Origin of the sequence: Hungatella effluvii (genome assembly GCF_003201875.1) — a bacterium.
GTDB lineage: Bacteria > Bacillota > Clostridia > Lachnospirales > Lachnospiraceae > Hungatella > Hungatella effluvii.
This window is the reverse complement of sequence record NZ_QJKD01000002.1, coordinates 250,830-265,941: the sequence shown is the minus strand read 5'-3', so window position 1 is coordinate 265,941 and position 15,112 is coordinate 250,830. Positions and strand designations below refer to the sequence as shown.

11 protein-coding genes are annotated in these 15,112 nt (G+C 50.0%); 2 read left to right on the top strand and 9 right to left on the bottom strand.

The genetic code is table 11. From position 1 onward, the window contains the following. Positions 1-5 precede the first annotated feature (5 nt). Positions 6-1,934, top strand: coding sequence for a family 20 glycosylhydrolase (locus tag DFR60_RS04365; RefSeq protein WP_110321817.1), 1,929 nt, complete (start codon positions 6-8; stop codon positions 1,932-1,934). A gap of 108 nt (positions 1,935-2,042) precedes the next feature. Here the strand turns inward: DFR60_RS04365 and DFR60_RS04360 are convergent, their stop codons facing one another. The 4 genes from DFR60_RS04360 to DFR60_RS04345 all read right to left on the bottom strand — a co-directional run bounded on the left by DFR60_RS04360 (position 2,043) and on the right by DFR60_RS04345 (position 10,335). Beyond that, on the bottom strand, positions 2,043-4,880 hold the full coding sequence (locus DFR60_RS04360) for an ATP-binding protein (protein ID WP_110322059.1): 2,838 nt from the start codon (positions 4,878-4,880) through the stop codon (positions 2,043-2,045). 297 nt (positions 4,881-5,177) lie between these two features. Continuing rightward, positions 5,178-6,104 (bottom strand): mechanosensitive ion channel family protein, encoded by a 927-nt coding sequence (locus tag DFR60_RS04355; RefSeq protein WP_110321816.1) that lies wholly within the window; start codon positions 6,102-6,104, stop codon positions 5,178-5,180. Between the two features lie 41 nt (positions 6,105-6,145). Then, entirely contained in the window at positions 6,146-8,896 is a 2,751-nt protein-coding gene (glgB, locus tag DFR60_RS04350) for a 1,4-alpha-glucan branching protein GlgB (protein ID WP_243004973.1), read from the bottom strand. Positions 8,897-9,147: 251 nt separating this feature from the next. Next, on the bottom strand, positions 9,148-10,335 hold the full coding sequence (locus DFR60_RS04345) for a DUF3810 domain-containing protein (protein ID WP_110321815.1): 1,188 nt from the start codon (positions 10,333-10,335) through the stop codon (positions 9,148-9,150). A gap of 194 nt (positions 10,336-10,529) precedes the next feature. Here DFR60_RS04345 and lepB point away from each other — a divergent pair, with 194 nt between their 5' ends. Beyond that, the gene (gene lepB / locus DFR60_RS04340) at positions 10,530-11,096 is read left to right on the top strand and encodes a signal peptidase I (RefSeq protein ID WP_110321814.1); all 567 of its coding nucleotides are present in this window, start codon (positions 10,530-10,532) and stop codon (positions 11,094-11,096) included. Positions 11,097-11,231: 135 nt separating this feature from the next. Here the strand turns inward: lepB and DFR60_RS04335 are convergent, their stop codons facing one another. The 5 genes from DFR60_RS04335 to DFR60_RS04315 all read right to left on the bottom strand — a co-directional run bounded on the left by DFR60_RS04335 (position 11,232) and on the right by DFR60_RS04315 (position 15,107). Next, positions 11,232-12,095, bottom strand: a complete 864-nt coding sequence (locus DFR60_RS04335; RefSeq protein WP_110321813.1) for an NAD(P)-dependent oxidoreductase — start codon at positions 12,093-12,095, stop codon at positions 11,232-11,234. A gap of 128 nt (positions 12,096-12,223) precedes the next feature. After that, positions 12,224-13,561: a H2O-forming NADH oxidase gene (gene nox, locus DFR60_RS04330; RefSeq protein WP_110321812.1), complete on the bottom strand. Its 1,338-nt coding sequence runs from the start codon at positions 13,559-13,561 to the stop codon at positions 12,224-12,226. A 94-nt stretch (positions 13,562-13,655) separates the two neighbouring features. Beyond that, the gene (locus tag DFR60_RS04325; RefSeq protein ID WP_110321811.1) at positions 13,656-13,919 is read right to left on the bottom strand and encodes a hypothetical protein; all 264 of its coding nucleotides are present in this window, start codon (positions 13,917-13,919) and stop codon (positions 13,656-13,658) included. Then, complete coding sequence (locus DFR60_RS04320; protein ID WP_110321810.1) at positions 13,919-14,179, bottom strand: hypothetical protein; 261 nt, start codon at positions 14,177-14,179, stop codon at positions 13,919-13,921. The genes DFR60_RS04325 and DFR60_RS04320 overlap by 1 nt, the downstream gene beginning before the upstream one ends. A 109-nt stretch (positions 14,180-14,288) precedes the next feature. Continuing rightward, positions 14,289-15,107, bottom strand: a complete 819-nt coding sequence (locus DFR60_RS04315; protein ID WP_110321809.1) for an alpha/beta hydrolase — start codon at positions 15,105-15,107, stop codon at positions 14,289-14,291. Between the last annotated feature and the right edge of the window lie 5 nt (positions 15,108-15,112).

The window sequence follows — 15,112 nt, the reverse complement described above, 5'->3', positions numbered from 1 at the left end:
TTATCATGTACCGAATTTTTCCATCACCGAAACAATGCACGTTTCATCAAACTATGCTTTCCGCCATCAGTTACGGCAGTGTCACTACAGCGCCTGAGATTGCAGACTCCTGCCGGGCTGCCGGTTTCGATCCCTCCCTGCTTCTTGCCGCTGCATTTCCAGGTGGTTTTTCACCGGAAGGAATCGCGCTGACAGCTGAGTATATTTCGTGTACACCGGAGGGCTTCCAGATCAGCATCACCCCCTCCGGCATACGGATTGCCTGCAGCGACGGCGCCGGTTTCTTCTACGCGCTGAATGTTCTGGTTCAGCTGTCCACTCAGACACACGGCACGCTTCCCTGTGCGGAGATTACAGACGAACCAGCCCTTTCGGTTCGAGGCATTATGCTGGATATCGGCCGCGACAAAATCCCCTCCATGAAGACACTGAAAGGGCTGATTGACTTATTCTCCTCCATGAGGATCAACCATCTTCAATTGTATATGGAGGGATTCAGTTTCGATTACGAGGATTTTCACTACCTCTTTACCAACGAGACGCCGGTAACGGCGGCAGAGTTCCGGGAACTTTCCCTGTATGCCAAAGCGCATTTTATCGATCTTGTCCCCAACCAGAACGTTCTGGGGCACATGGAAAAATGGCTGGAAAAGCCGCAGTTTCGCGGCCTGGCGGAATGCGAAGATGGTTACATCTTTGAAAATCTTTTCTGGCGGCCCCCGATGACTCTGGATGTCCGTGACGGCCGAAGCTTCGAACTGGCTGAAACGCTGCTGGGTACACTGATGGAGGCTTCCGTCTCCAGCTTCATCAACGTCAACATGGATGAGCCCTTCGAACTGGGCATGGGAAAGAATAAGGAGACCGCCGGGAAGGAAGGCCGCTTGAACCTGTACTTCCAGTATGTGGAAAAGCTCCATGATTACTGCACCTCCCACGGCAAAAAGATGCTTATGTGGGGCGATGAGATTCTGCACCACCCTGACTGTGTATCACGTTTTCCAAAAGACGCCACCCTGCTGGACTGGATCTATGAAGGCGACGCTCATTTTGAAGACCACGCCAGGCTGATGCAGAAAACCGGTTTAAATTACTGTCTCTGCCCTGGTACCAGTTCCTGGGGATCCTTAACAGGACGTTCTGATAATATGGCGAAGAATATCCGGGATGCTGCTTCCTGCGCGGTCCGATACGGCGGACGCGGCATTATCACGACTGACTGGGGTGATTTAGGCCACTGGCAGTACTTAAGTGTTAGCTATCCCGGATTTGCGTATACTGCGGCCTGCTCCTGGAGCGGTCCGGAAAGCGATTCCGATTTAACTGCCTGGTTCTGCAACCGCTTTATCTATGAAAGCCCGACAGAAAACGCGTTCCAGACCGCCTGGGATCTGGGCAACTACTACCATCTGGAACAGGCGCCGCTGTACAACACCACACTGGCCTTTGCAGTCATGTCAAGCAAATACACCTTCGAATCCATTGAGGAATTTGATGCAAAGATGGAACGGCTTCTGACGCTTTCCGCCAACATCGCGCGAACAAACTCCATTCCGCCGAGGGAACCGGCCATCCGCATTGACTTTGCCGCCATAAAAGAGTATCTGGATCGGGTGGAAGCTGAAATTTCCGATGTATCCCTGACCTGCGCCGATGCCGGGCTGATCCGTGCAGAGATGGCTGGCGGCCTTCGCATGGTCCGCCACGGGCTCCATCTTTATTACACCATGACGGTTCTCAGGGACGACCCACAGGCATTTTCCCGGGAAATGGCCATTCTCTTTGATGATCTGGATGAAATACTGAAGAATCATTATGCTCTCTGGACAGCCAGAAACCGAAACGGCGGATTCCAGAGAAGCACGGCTCACATGAACCACCTGCTGTTCTTCTACAGAAAGATGCAGAAAGAAAACGGGCTTCCCTCTCAATAGAAAAGAAAGCCCTCAAAGCAAAGACGGTGCTCCTCCAAACTATCGTTAAAAAACCCGCTTTGGAATCCACTGTTCCAAAACGGGTTTTTCTGTTTTAAACGCATCACACTATTCTTCCCTGGGACATCCTGTGTCAAGCCCCAGCAGCCGGCAGATCTTCAGGTAAAGGTGTTCCACATCCAGCGGTTTGCCTTCAAATGCACTCATTCCAGCCTCCATGGCCGCATCTACATCCTCCTTAAATACATTTGCCGTCATGGCTATGATAGGAATGGATGCCGCATCCGGCCTGTCCATGGCCCGTATGGCTCGCGTAGCCTCCAGACCGTTCATCTCCGGCATCTGAATATCCATGAGAATCACCTGGAATTCCCCCGGTGCGCTCTCGGCAAATCTCTCCGCCGCCAGCCTGCCGTTTTCGCTCCGGCTGACCACTGCGCCCTTCAGTTCCAGAAGCTGGATGGCGATCTCAGCGTTTAAATCATTGTCTTCTGCAAGCAGAATCCTGATTTCCTTTAATAGTTCTTCTCCGACAGGCATCTGATTTATATTCTCCCCGGCACCGGAAGGGGCCCCTGCGGGCAGTGTAAGTGTAAAATAAAACTCGCTGCCATGGCCCGATTCGCTCTTTACCCTCAGTTCTCCGCCCATCAGCCGCACAATGCTGTGACTGATCGGAAGGCCAAGACCAGTTCCCTGGCTCTTGGAGTAATTCGTCCCCACCTGTTCAAAGGTTTCAAAAATGCGGGTCTGATCTTTCTGATCAATTCCCACTCCAGTATCAATCACCTGGAACTCATAGTCTGCCGCCTCAAAGCTCGTCTTCTCATCCGCATCTGGCATCTCCGTCACCCGGAGAATCACGGTGCCGCCTTCCGGGGTAAACTTAAACGCATTCGAAAGCAGATTCGTTAAAACCTGCCGAAGGCGAATGACATCACCAATAACTCCCCCGTGAGAAATATTTGCTTCGATCCGATAAGTCAGGCCGCGTCTCCTTGCGTCCATCTCCATCATTGTCTGCAGCTCATCAAGCATACGTTCCAGCGAGAACGGCTCGCTGGCAATGGTCAGCTTCTCGCTGTCCAGACGGCTCATGTCCAGAATATCATTAATCAGATCCAGCAGATAGTGGGCAGAAGCCCGAAGCTTCACAAGCATATCCCGGACATTATCCGGCACTCCTTCTGTCATTCCGGCCAGATCCGCCAGTCCTACCACAGCGTTGATCGGAGTTCTCAGTTCATGGCTCATGTGGGAAAGGAATTCTCCCCTGGCACGGCTCTCCGCCTCTGCCTTTTTCAAATCGCTCTGCATAACCGCAGCCTTCACCCGCACCCGGTTGATCCACAGAACCACAGTAACTATAATTAAAAGGACTGCCGTTAAAATCCCCACAAACATCAGGGGATTTGCATAGATGAGCTCCGTCATGGAAAGCCTGCCCGTCCCCACAGAAACCATGTTCTGATCCAGCAGTTCCTCTCTCCTGTCAGCAGATATACTGTTGATGGCCTTATTCATAATGGACAGCAGCTCCGGATCCGTCGGTCTCGCCATAGCAAAGCTGACATCCATGCGGTCATTGACCAGCGTTACTGGAAGAACGTTGGCAAAGTGGCTCTTCTGTATTTCATACTCCATATAGGTGGCCAGACCGTATACAAAATCTGCATCTCCCCGGTTCACTGCTTTTAAAGCGTCGTTAATGTTGTGGTAACGCTTCACTTCCGCTGCCCGGATAGTCTTCGGCAGTTCCCTCCCCTCGATCACCGCGCCCACAAGCTCGCTGCCCGGATAGCTGGACGCCTTATTGCGCACGATTATACTGTTCAAACTGGCAAACGGCGCGGTGAGCACCATTTTCTGCTCCAGGGAATCCGACTCACCTCCCAGATAAAATCCGAGCATATCCGCATCTCCCCGGCGCACCAGATCCAGCGCCTCAATATAAGAGGCTGCTGGAACATAATGAAATTCCAGCCCGGTAAACTCTGCGGCCTCCTGTAAAATGTCATAGGATAATCCGTCATGCATATCATCCGGAGTTTCGCAGGCCAACGGATGAAAATTACGCGGCATGGCTACAGTTACGCTGCCCTTTTGCCGGATATAGTCCTTTTCCTCCTCTGACAGACGAATATCAACTGTTGACTCGTTTAAAAAATTGGTAGCATAGCGGTCCGCCGCAAAATCTGGATTCGAGTCTGCGATTTTCGCCATGGCCATATTCAGTCCATCCAGAATCTCCTGATTTCCTGCTTTGGTCACAATATAGTAAGGCTGTGAATCAAACGAGACTACCGCACGGACACCCTGCTTTGCTTCCACGCTGTTACCCAGCAGTAAATCTACCTCGCCATCCTTTAAATATGGATAAAGATTCCCATCCACCAGCTGTTCAAAGGTATAATACTTCAGTGTGCAGTCCAGATCGTTCATGGACAGGTATTGTTTTAACCGGCGGATATTTTCAACGGCACGGTCATACACTCCAATGGTTTTTCCATTGAGCGACCTGAGATTATAGTTCTGTACAGAATCATCGTCTTCACGTGCAAAAATAACCGTCTTGCTGTATCCAATGTTGTAATCAGGATAATCATAATACTCTTCCAGGCCGGGAAGATAATAATTGCCGCCCATCAGGTCAAACTCACCTGCGGCAACCCCTTTGAGCATGTCATCCGGAGTTGTATCGAAATACTCATATTCCCAGCCAGTGTATTTGGCTATTTCATTGAGGTAATCCACCACAAGGCCATGACGGCTGCCATCCGGATCTTTCTCTGAAATTCCTTTTGCTTCGCAAAATGCTACACGAAGCACACGCGGCTGACTCTCTGCCGCCGCAGAGGTGATACAAAGCAGTGACATTACCATTATCATCAGGCTCACCGCAGCCCAAAGCCCGAACCCTTTCACGACTGATGCCCGTTTCATCATCCGTACTCCTTCGCCGGAATTCCCAATCCGGACAGTATCTGTAATATTTTTATTTATAAGATATACTGCTTCGAGTATAGCAAAGAGCACCGGAAAAAGCAATCGTTTGATCACCGCTTACCGCACATAGTCTGACAGTTCAGCTCTCCGGATACTCTCCATAAAAATGATCGGGAACGGCGAACACATGCATTTTGTGTACGCCGCTCCCGGTTATTTTTGTAATGAGCAGTGTGTCAGGCAGATACAGGAAGCTTAAGCCTCCCTGCAGCATTATTTAATCAGCCGGCCCTGCATTTAGCGATTCTGTGTCTCCGTATTTCCGCTTCTTATATGCACATCAAGCTGATTAAACGGAATCTCGATCCCCGCTTCATCAAACCGAAGCTTAATCTGCTCCATCATATTCCATCTTGTAGACCAGTAATCCTCCGTGGCAACCCATCCGCGGCCGCCGATGGTGACAGAACTGGCCCCCAGATCGTCCACGTAGATATCGATGGACTCCTCTTTTAAGATGGAGGGGTGGTTTACATAAATTTGCTCCAGTATCTCCTTGGCCCGTTTCAGATCCGAGCTGTAACCAATGCCAATCTTAATATCAACACGCCGTTTGTCCATGGCTGTTACATTGGTTAATGGCGAGTTGGACAGCGTTCCGTTGGGAATTACAACCTGCTTGTTGTCAACCGTATTCAATACCGTATAGACAAGACCAATGGTATGCACCGTTCCCTCTCCGTCTTTGGAGACAATATAGTCACCTACCCGGAATGGTTTCATCATCAGGATCAATACCCCGCCGGCAAAGTTTGCCAGGCTTCCCTGGACAGCAAGGCCTACGGCGATACTGGCCGATCCCAGCAAAGCCACAATGGAAGCTGAATTCACACCAATCTGCCCGGCAATGATGAATCCCAACAGACAGTACATGGTCGCATTCAGCACGGACAGCAAAAACTTCCTTAAACTGATCTCCATATCCATCCTTGTAAAAGAACGGTTCAGCATGTGGTAAATAACTTTAATAACTCTGGAACCAACGGCAAAGATCGCCAGTGCAATCAGCAGCTTGATTCCAAATGCGATCAGTCCCGGAATCCAGCCTTTCATCGTCTCCAGCATAACGTTGGGCTTCAGCTGCTCTAAATTCTGCTGGACCTCCTGCTGCAGGGCTGCCAGAGATTCTTCCGGAACGCTCGCGCTTGAACTGCCAGTGATCATATCCTTATATCTCTCCAATCAACTTTCAGACTACTAATCCTCTATTTTTTCTCATTCTTTTTATCCGTGATTTTCTTGGCCACAGGCTTCTTATCTTCTATCTTTTCCACCATGACCTTCTTATCCGCGATCTTCTTTGTCTCCGGCTTCTTGTCCTCGATCTTTTCCACCGTGACCTTCTTATCCGCGATCTTCTTTGTCTCCGGCTTCTTGTCCTCAATCTTTTCCGCCGTGACCTTCTTATCCGCGATTTTCTTTGTCTCCGGTTTCTTGTCCTCGATCTTTTCTACCGTGACCTTCTTATCCGCGATCTTCTTTGTCTCCGGCTTCTTGTCCTCGATCTTTTCTACCGTGACCTTCTTATCCGCAATCTTCTTTGTCTCCGGCTTCTTGTCCTCGATCTTTTCCGCCGCAGCCTTCTTATCTGCCGCTTTTGTTACAGCAGTTTTTTTAACCGTTGTCTTCTTTACAGCTGCTTTTGTTCCAGCCGCCTTTACTCCGGCGGTCTTTGCAGCCGCTGTCTTCACTCCGGCAGCTTTCTTAACCGTTTTTTCTTCCACCGGTGTGCAGGTAAAGATCATCACGGAAAGCGGGGCCACCGTAATCTCGATGGAATCCGGCCTCTCGTCCTTCTCTGCCTTTTTCGAGCTCTTCACACGCGGATTGATGCGGCCTTCGCCGCCATAGCTTTCCGCGTCACTGTTGGAGATCTCTTTATATTTTCCGGCAAACGGAACACCAATCCTGAATTTTTCATGAAGTACCGTATCGAAGTTGCAGACAATCAGAAGTGTCTCCTCCTTCTTTTTCGTCTTTCGTAAAAATACCACAATGCTTTCTTCCGAATCCGTACAATTCACCCACTCAAAGCCTTCGGGTTCATAATCCATCTGGTACAGCGCCGGATAGTTTACATAAATCTCATTTAAGGACTTCACATACTCCTGCATCTGTTTGTGAACCGGTTGTTCCGTAATCCCCCAATCCAGCTCCGCATTCTCATTCCATTCATGAACCTGCGCAAACTCCTGGCCCATAAACAGAAGCTTCTTGCCCGGATGGCTCATCATGAAACCGTATGCGGCACGCAGGTTCGCAGCCTTGGTCTCCAGTTCTTCCCCCGGCATCTTACCGATCATGGATCCCTTTCCGTGGACCACCTCATCGTGCGAGAATACAAGAATAAAATCTTCGCTGTATGCGTAAAGCATGCTGAAGGTCAATTCTCCATAATGGTGCTTTCTGAAAAAGGGATCGCACTGCATGTATCCCGTAAAATCATTCATCCAGCCCATGTTCCATTTATAGTCGAAGCCCAGGGCGCCTTCCTTGATATCACCGGTGATCTCCGGCCATGCGGTCGACTCCTCAGCGATCAGAACAGCTCCGTCTGCCCTTCCTTTAAATACAGAATTTAAATGCTTTAAGAATTCCACGGCCTCCAGGTTCTCATGACCGCCGTAAATATTAGGAACCCACTCCCCTGGATTTTTACCATAATCCAGGTACAGCATGGAAGCCACAGCATCCATACGGATTCCATCCGCGTGGTACTTGTCCGCCCAGAACAGTGCATTGGCAATCAGGAAGTTGGATACTCCCGGACGGCCATAATTATAAATCAGAGTGCCCCAATGCGGATGAGCGCCCTGTCTCGGGTCCTTATGTTCATATACGCATGTCCCGTCAAAATTAGCCAGTCCAAAGCTGTCCCTCGGAAAATGTGCCGGAACCCAGTCGAGAATCACGCCGATGCCCTGCCCATGCATATAATCCATAAAATACATAAAATCATCAGGTGTTCCATACCGGCTGGTCGGCGCGTAATACCCGGTCACCTGATAGCCCCAGGATGCGTCCAGCGGATGCTCCATAACCGGAAGCAGCTCGACATGGGTGTAACCCATCATCTTCACATACTCCGCCAGTTTTACCGCTATCTCGCGGTAATTATAAAATTCAGAACCGATGATATCGTTCCCGTTTTCATTACGCTCCGTCTCTTTCCGAATCCATGATCCAAGATGGATCTCATAAATGGACATGGCCTGATTTTTAGAATCCATCTTCGCGCGTTTTTTCATCCATGCGTTGTCCTGCCACTCATAGCGGCCCGTATCCCATACGACAGAAGCCGTGTTCGGACGCAGCTCGCAGAAATTACCATACGGATCCGCCTTTAACTGCGGCTCCCCACGGCTGTTCTTAATCTCATATTTATAAATCAATCCCGATGCCAGACCTGGTATAAACAATTCAAAAATCCCGGAATCGCCCAGGCGTCTCATCTGATGACGTCTTCCATCCCATAAATTAAAATCTCCGACAACACTGACGCGCATAGCGCACGGCGCCCACACGGAAAAATAGACACCCTCTACACCATTCACGCTCATCGGGTGTGCGCCCATCTTCTCATAGATTGTATAATGAACACCCGCTTCAAACTTCTTTAAGTCCGAATCTGTATACAGCGGTGAAAATGCATACGGATCGTAAAGTTCCTCCGACGTGCCATTATCATAAACCACAAGCAGGCTGTACTCCGGAATATTCTTTCTCGGAATCAGCGCTGCGAAATAGCCCGCCTCATCTGCCAGTTCCATCGGGAATTCCTTTCCCGAGGAGGCAAGTCTGACCGTCACCATGACTGCCGTCGGTATGAATGCGGAAATCAGCAGCCCGTCGTCTGTGATATGCGGTCCCAGCAGCTTGTGGGGGTCCGCCGCTTCTGAATATACAATCTCTTCAATCCCGGCCCAATCCATCAAATCATACAACTTTTTGTCCATACAATATCCTCCTGGTCCCTGTTTATTCCCGCGAGCAACGAGCCGGACGGCGCGCTTGCGGGTCCGTCCGGCGACTGCCGCGAGGGTCGGAAAACCCACCGCTCACGGCGCTGCACTTTTGATATCCCCGCTGACTGCGGCGGGGTTTTCGACTGAGTCTATTTTAGCATTCATATGCATATTTTACAATAGAATCCCACAGCACTTTCCGTATTTTTCCGACAGAAAGCCTCCGAAATCTACATGTTTTCCTATTCTTCTCCAGCCAGGGAATCCGCCTGTTTCCTGGCATAGGCCAGCATTAAATCAACAACCCGGCCATAGCTCTTCACACCATCCGCCTGACTGTTTATTTTTAAATACGTATCATTCAGCTGGTTGGACACCTCCGCAGCCTTCCCGTCATATCTTGCCCAGAATTCATTATTTCCTCTCAGATCCACCCAGGCCCGCTCGTCCAGAGCGCCGCACAGCTCCAGATACGCATCCATATCGGTCTTCGCCAAGGCGTTGGTCGCATAGACCCATCCGGTTAAGTATCCGCTGTAACGGTAGGATGGAGAATCGGAACCAATGCAGGCCAGATAGCCGATAAAATTCGCCTCGTCCTCCCTCATAAATCCCCGCAGATGGGACAGTTCATGGCAGATCGTGTGGGGAATGTTGTAATCCGGCATCTCCCTGTTGTAATTCGCCTCCACGGTAAAGGGCGAATACTGGCCGCACAGCTGCTGAACCGAGAAGAAATACGACCACGCCAGCGGCTTCGGCCTGGGATAGTAGCCTGCAAGCTGGGGATACTGTTCTCCCAGCCGCCTCATGGCCGCTACGCCTTCCCGGTTGGCATCCTTCATATCCATGGCCGCTCCGACGCCGTCTTCACAGTACTGATTCACAGTCTTTGTCAGCACGGCGCAAAGTTCTGTAAGATCGTCCTTTGAAGACTTTCTGACTTCCAGACCGGAGTAGCTGGAAAACGGTTTTCTATAATAATTGACACCACAGTTAAATGTAAACAGGAAAAAAATCCCCGTCAGCAGAAGCAGCGCCCTCACAAGAACCATTTTAATCCGCCTGATATGAGTGATCGTATACCAGACCGCTGCTGCGATAAGGAAATAAACGGCTGACTCTACTACGGAAAATGGAAAAATCCCGGATATTCGTCCCAGTGTTCCCACAATAACCGGATAAACGGTTACTGCATACCATTCTCCAAATCCTGGCACAAGACGGGCCAGAAGCTGAAAAAGCAGTGATAACGCAAACAGGACGCCGGATGCCAGAAGCAGCCGGATCTCCCGCTTCTTCCTCTCCCCCCGTCCTGATGGCGCTATTACTGCGCTCTCATTCTCCGCCGCTCTGACTCCCGCGTCCATTTGTGCAGGATTCTCCTCTGCACCGCTGTTCATGCTCTTTTGCTGAATAATCTCTCCCATACGTCTTCCCCCCGAAGTATTCCGCCATGCCCCACACAGCGGATTGTTTAAAATAACGGTACCATATTTTTATGGACATTTCGTGGAATGTTTGTGAATATTTTCTTACCATTTAAGAAAACCCCTTGCGGAATCCCGGAAACTCATTTAAACTCTCTTATGGACAAAATATATGGATAGAAAAGAAGGTCTCTATGAAAAAGGAAGATAACAGACTGGAGAAGAGCGAGGCATTTGACTGGAAGGCCGAGATCATAAGCTGGATTAAAATTATTATTGCGGCGGCCGTCATCGCCTTTGTTCTGAACAACTTCATCATCGCAAACAGCAAGGTTCCAAGCGGCTCCATGGAAAATACAATCATGACCGGAGACCGTGTCATCGGTTCCAGGCTGTCTTACAGATTCGGCGATCCAAAGCGCGGCGACATCGTTATCTTTCACTTTCCGGATGATCCGACCGGTACCATTTACTATGTAAAACGGATTATCGGTCTGCCCGGAGACACCGTTGTTATCATCGATGGAAAGGTCTATTTAAACGGATCTGAGACGCCTCTCGACGAACCTTACATTCGGGAGCCCATGGACCCGGAACCGCCGGTCCGCTTCGAAGTGCCGGAGGATTCCTACTTTATGATGGGCGATAACCGTAATTTCTCCGCAGACGCCAGGCGCTGGGAGAATAAATACGTAAAGCGTGATAAAATCATTGCAAAAGTACTGTTCCGGTATTATCCGGGCATCGGAAAAATCGAATAAGGAAAGAGTTCAGTCTTCGCATACGGCTGCCGTATGCGAAGGCTGAACTCTTTCCTTATAAGTAATGGAAAATGCGGAAGTCCGCCGGTTGTTCCCGGCAGACCTCCGCATTTTCTGCTATATCTTCATTTTCCTCTACCACTGGTAATACTGAACCAGCGCCTGAGTCCCCAGACTTCCTTTTCCCTGCGCCTCCATATCTTCATACATGGAAAGCACATAGTCTAGCACGCCCAGATGAACCCCTGCGTTCTCCGCTTCCTCGGAAGCGAGCTTCATATCCTTGATAAAGTGCCGGATAAAGAAGCCGGGATCAAAATCGCCAACAAGGATACGCGGTGCTACCGTCTTAAGCTGTGCGCTGCCCGCCGCTCCCGTTCCGATCGAATCCACCATCTGGCCCACGTCGAGTCCGGTGGCCTTCGCATAGACCATAGCCTCGCATACGCCGGAGATCGCGCCGGCTATGGCAATCTGGTTGCACATCTTCGTATGCTGGCCATTGCCCGCTTTTCCCTCGTACTTGATGTTCTTTCCCATGGCTTCAAAGAGCGGCATGCACGCGTTAAAGTCTGCTTCATCTCCGCCGGCCAGGATCGTCAGCGTTCCCTCTCTCGCCCCTGTGTCTCCGCCGGTTACAGGTGCATCCAGGGCCTTCAGACCCGCTTTTGCGGCATCTTCGTATATCCTGACCGCCAGCTTCGGGCTGGTCGTCGTCATATCAATCAGAAATGTACCCGGATCTGCACTGGCAATGATTCCATCGTCCCCAAAATATACTTCTTCCACATCCTTCGGATATCCCACGATGGTAATCACCGCGTCACGTCCGGCGGCACAGGTCTTCACGTCCTCGCACCAGACAGCGCCCTCAGCGATCACATCCTCTGCTTTTTCCTTTGTTCTCGTGTAAACCGCCACCTCAAAACCAGCTTTCATCAGGTTGCGCACCATGGATTTCCCCATGATCCCGATTCCGATAAATCCCACCTTTTTCATGTATCCTTATCCTCCTTCTCGTATTGTCCGTCTTCTATTTCGATTTTAACACGAGCCATGGCGGTTGTAAATTACCGGAGGTAACTTTTTGCATTCATTCGGGGGACCAGTTGCCGTTCCCGGCCTTCTTACTTCGCGCTCAGCGCAGCCATGGTGATATAGTTGTAAGGTTTGTTAAAGTGAGGAAGGAAAAACGCATCGAACAGTTTCAGCTTATCGATGGTCACCTGCTCCTCGATCGCCATCGAGAAGAGATGGATCACCATGGAAATATCGTAGTCCGAGCTGATCTGCGCGCCCAGAATCACTCTCGTGTTCTTGTCATAGACGATGCGCAGTTTTACCTTATAGTTTCCATTTTCCATAAATTCCGCTCTCTGCCAGTCCTCGAAATCCGTGGCGAGCGCCTCGATTCCCAGCTTCTCGGCTTTTGCCAGGCTGATTCCCGTACTCACCATATTAAGTCCCCAGATGCTGATGCCGTTAGAGCCCTGAACGCCCACGGATTCCAGCTTCGTACCGCAGGCATTGTGAGCCGCGATAATTCCGGAACGGACCGCATTTGTCGCCAGTGCAATGTAGTCTGTGGCCTGAATCGCGTTGTTGTAAACAGTCGCACAGTCTCCGACCGCGTAGACGCCCGGAATGCTGGTCTCCTGACATAAATCCGTCAGGAACGCGCCGTTTTTAAACAGCTTGATCTGTTCTCCGCCCAGTGCAGTATTGGGCTTGAAGCCGATTCCAAACACCACCATGTCGGCGTCGTAGCTTCCCTTGTCCGTGACTACCTTCTGCACGCGAACGGAACCTTCCAGCTTTTTCACAGTCTCTCCAAAGGCCAGCGTAACTCCGTGCTCCTTTAAATTATCCGCCATCTGATCGGAAAATTCTCTGTCATAATATCCGGCCAGACACGTCTCCGCGCAGTCGATCAGCACCACTCCCCTGCCGTTTCTCTTAAATGCCTCCGCCAGCTCCACGCCGATATAACCGGCGCCGACTACTGCGACGCGCTTTACGCTCTCATCCTTCAAACGCTCAATCACGTCCTGCGCATTCTGGAATAGTTTTACGAACTGTACATTTTCCAGCTCCATTCCTTCGATGGCCGGACGAATCGGGAGTGAACCGGTCGCAAAAATCAGCTTGTCGAAATGCTGCTCATACGTATTGCCCTCGCGGTCGGCCGCATAGACGATCTTTTTATCATAATCGACGGAGGTCACCGGAGTCTCCATGTATATTTTGGCACCCTTTGCCTCAAACGCCGCCTTATCCGAGTAAAACAGTCCCTCCGGTCCCGATATCTGTTTGCCGATCCAGAGCGCCATACCGCAGCCCAGAAAACTGATGTTACTGTTGGAATCAAAGGCGATTACCTCTTTATCCTTATAATTATCCAGGATTGTGTTGAGCGCCGCCGTTCCCGCATGATTTGCCCCGATTACTACAATAGTTTCTTTCATGTGAATATCCTCCTGTTCATGATTTAATAAGTAAAACCTTAGTTCTAAAAAATGCTTCAGATAATTAGAGTATCTCCAATATGGTCTCATTATATCACACCGTTAAAATAATAACAATAACTATTATTAAAAAATTAGCATTTTTTTCACAATCACGATTGGAACCCAAGATGTCTGTAAAGAATCGTACAGCCGTCCGGGCTTTTGCATCGAAATGCAGGAAGACAACGTGCACCTCCCGGGGAATTTCTTTTTCATAAGCCGCCGCCCCATATGAATCAAAAAATGAGAGTACCAGAACGCCCGCCGCCGAATCCGGCCGAAGCATTTCAGATACTCTCATCAAAAAACATTTCATTATTTTTTATCCCCCACAACCGCCTTCACAGTCTCTTCCATTTCTTCAAACGTCCAGTCTAACGGCGGGCATTTATGGAAAAAGGAGTGTTGTGGATTCATGCAGGAAATATTCACCATGCGTCTGTCGAAATCGAATTCCAGTGAAAAATCGCCAATCAGCAGGTGCGCTTCTTTTCGGTTTTTCATATTATCCAGTAGTCTCCGTTCCAGCTCTTTTGACTTTCTTACCTCGTATAAAAAATCGATTGTATGTATCATAGCACCCCTCCATACTGCGATTGTACCACGGGCTGTCTCATTCGTCAAAAGCAGCGGACCGGTTCGGCAGTGTAACTATATCTGCGGACCGGCTCCCGGCTTTCTGCTCTCACGTACCGGACTTCTCCTGGCTGGCCGGAATCAGTCCGAAATATTCCAGTATGCATTTCAGCTGTGGATTCCAGAAGCCCCAGTTGTGGTTCCCTTCACATTCACAGTAATGGTAATCCAGGTCCGGGCAATTCGTTTCCATAAACTGCTTAAATTCCACATTCAGACTGTAAAGAGGGTCCTGTTGTCCACAGCTGTGGTAGATTTTCGGCTTGGGCACTGTGGATGCGGCTGTCTGTTTCGCCAGATACTCCAGATCGTCCTTCGATCCCTTATACTCCTCCTCGTCTCCAAAAATGTGGTAAACATTATCCATAAAATCGGAGACCGAGAACATGGTTCCGGCCGCCTTCATGGCCTCGAAGGGGCTGTTGGCCGCCGACATTGCGGCGACACCGGCGTACTGCTCCGGGCAGGACAGCGCCGCCTTTAAGGCTCCGTAGCCACCCATGGAGAGACCGCCGATAAACGTATCCTCTCTCCTGGTGGATGCCGGAAAGAAATTGCTCACAACGATAGGAAGCTCCTTTGTGATGTAATCGAAGTACAGGTGCCCGTATTTTCCATTTGTATAAAAGCTTCTGTGTGCCGACGGCATAACCACGATGACATCGTGATCCCGGACCAGCAGTTCCAAATCGCTCTTTCTGATCCATGCGGTGTTGTCGTCTGCATGGCCGTGCAGCAGATACAGAACGGGATACTTTTTATCAGGGGCCGCCTCCGGCTTCCTTCCCCTTTTTTCAGGAAGAAGAACGGTCAGCGGTGAATCCATTCCGAGGTAGTATGAGTGAAAATCTACATTTAAAAGTGCCATATGTA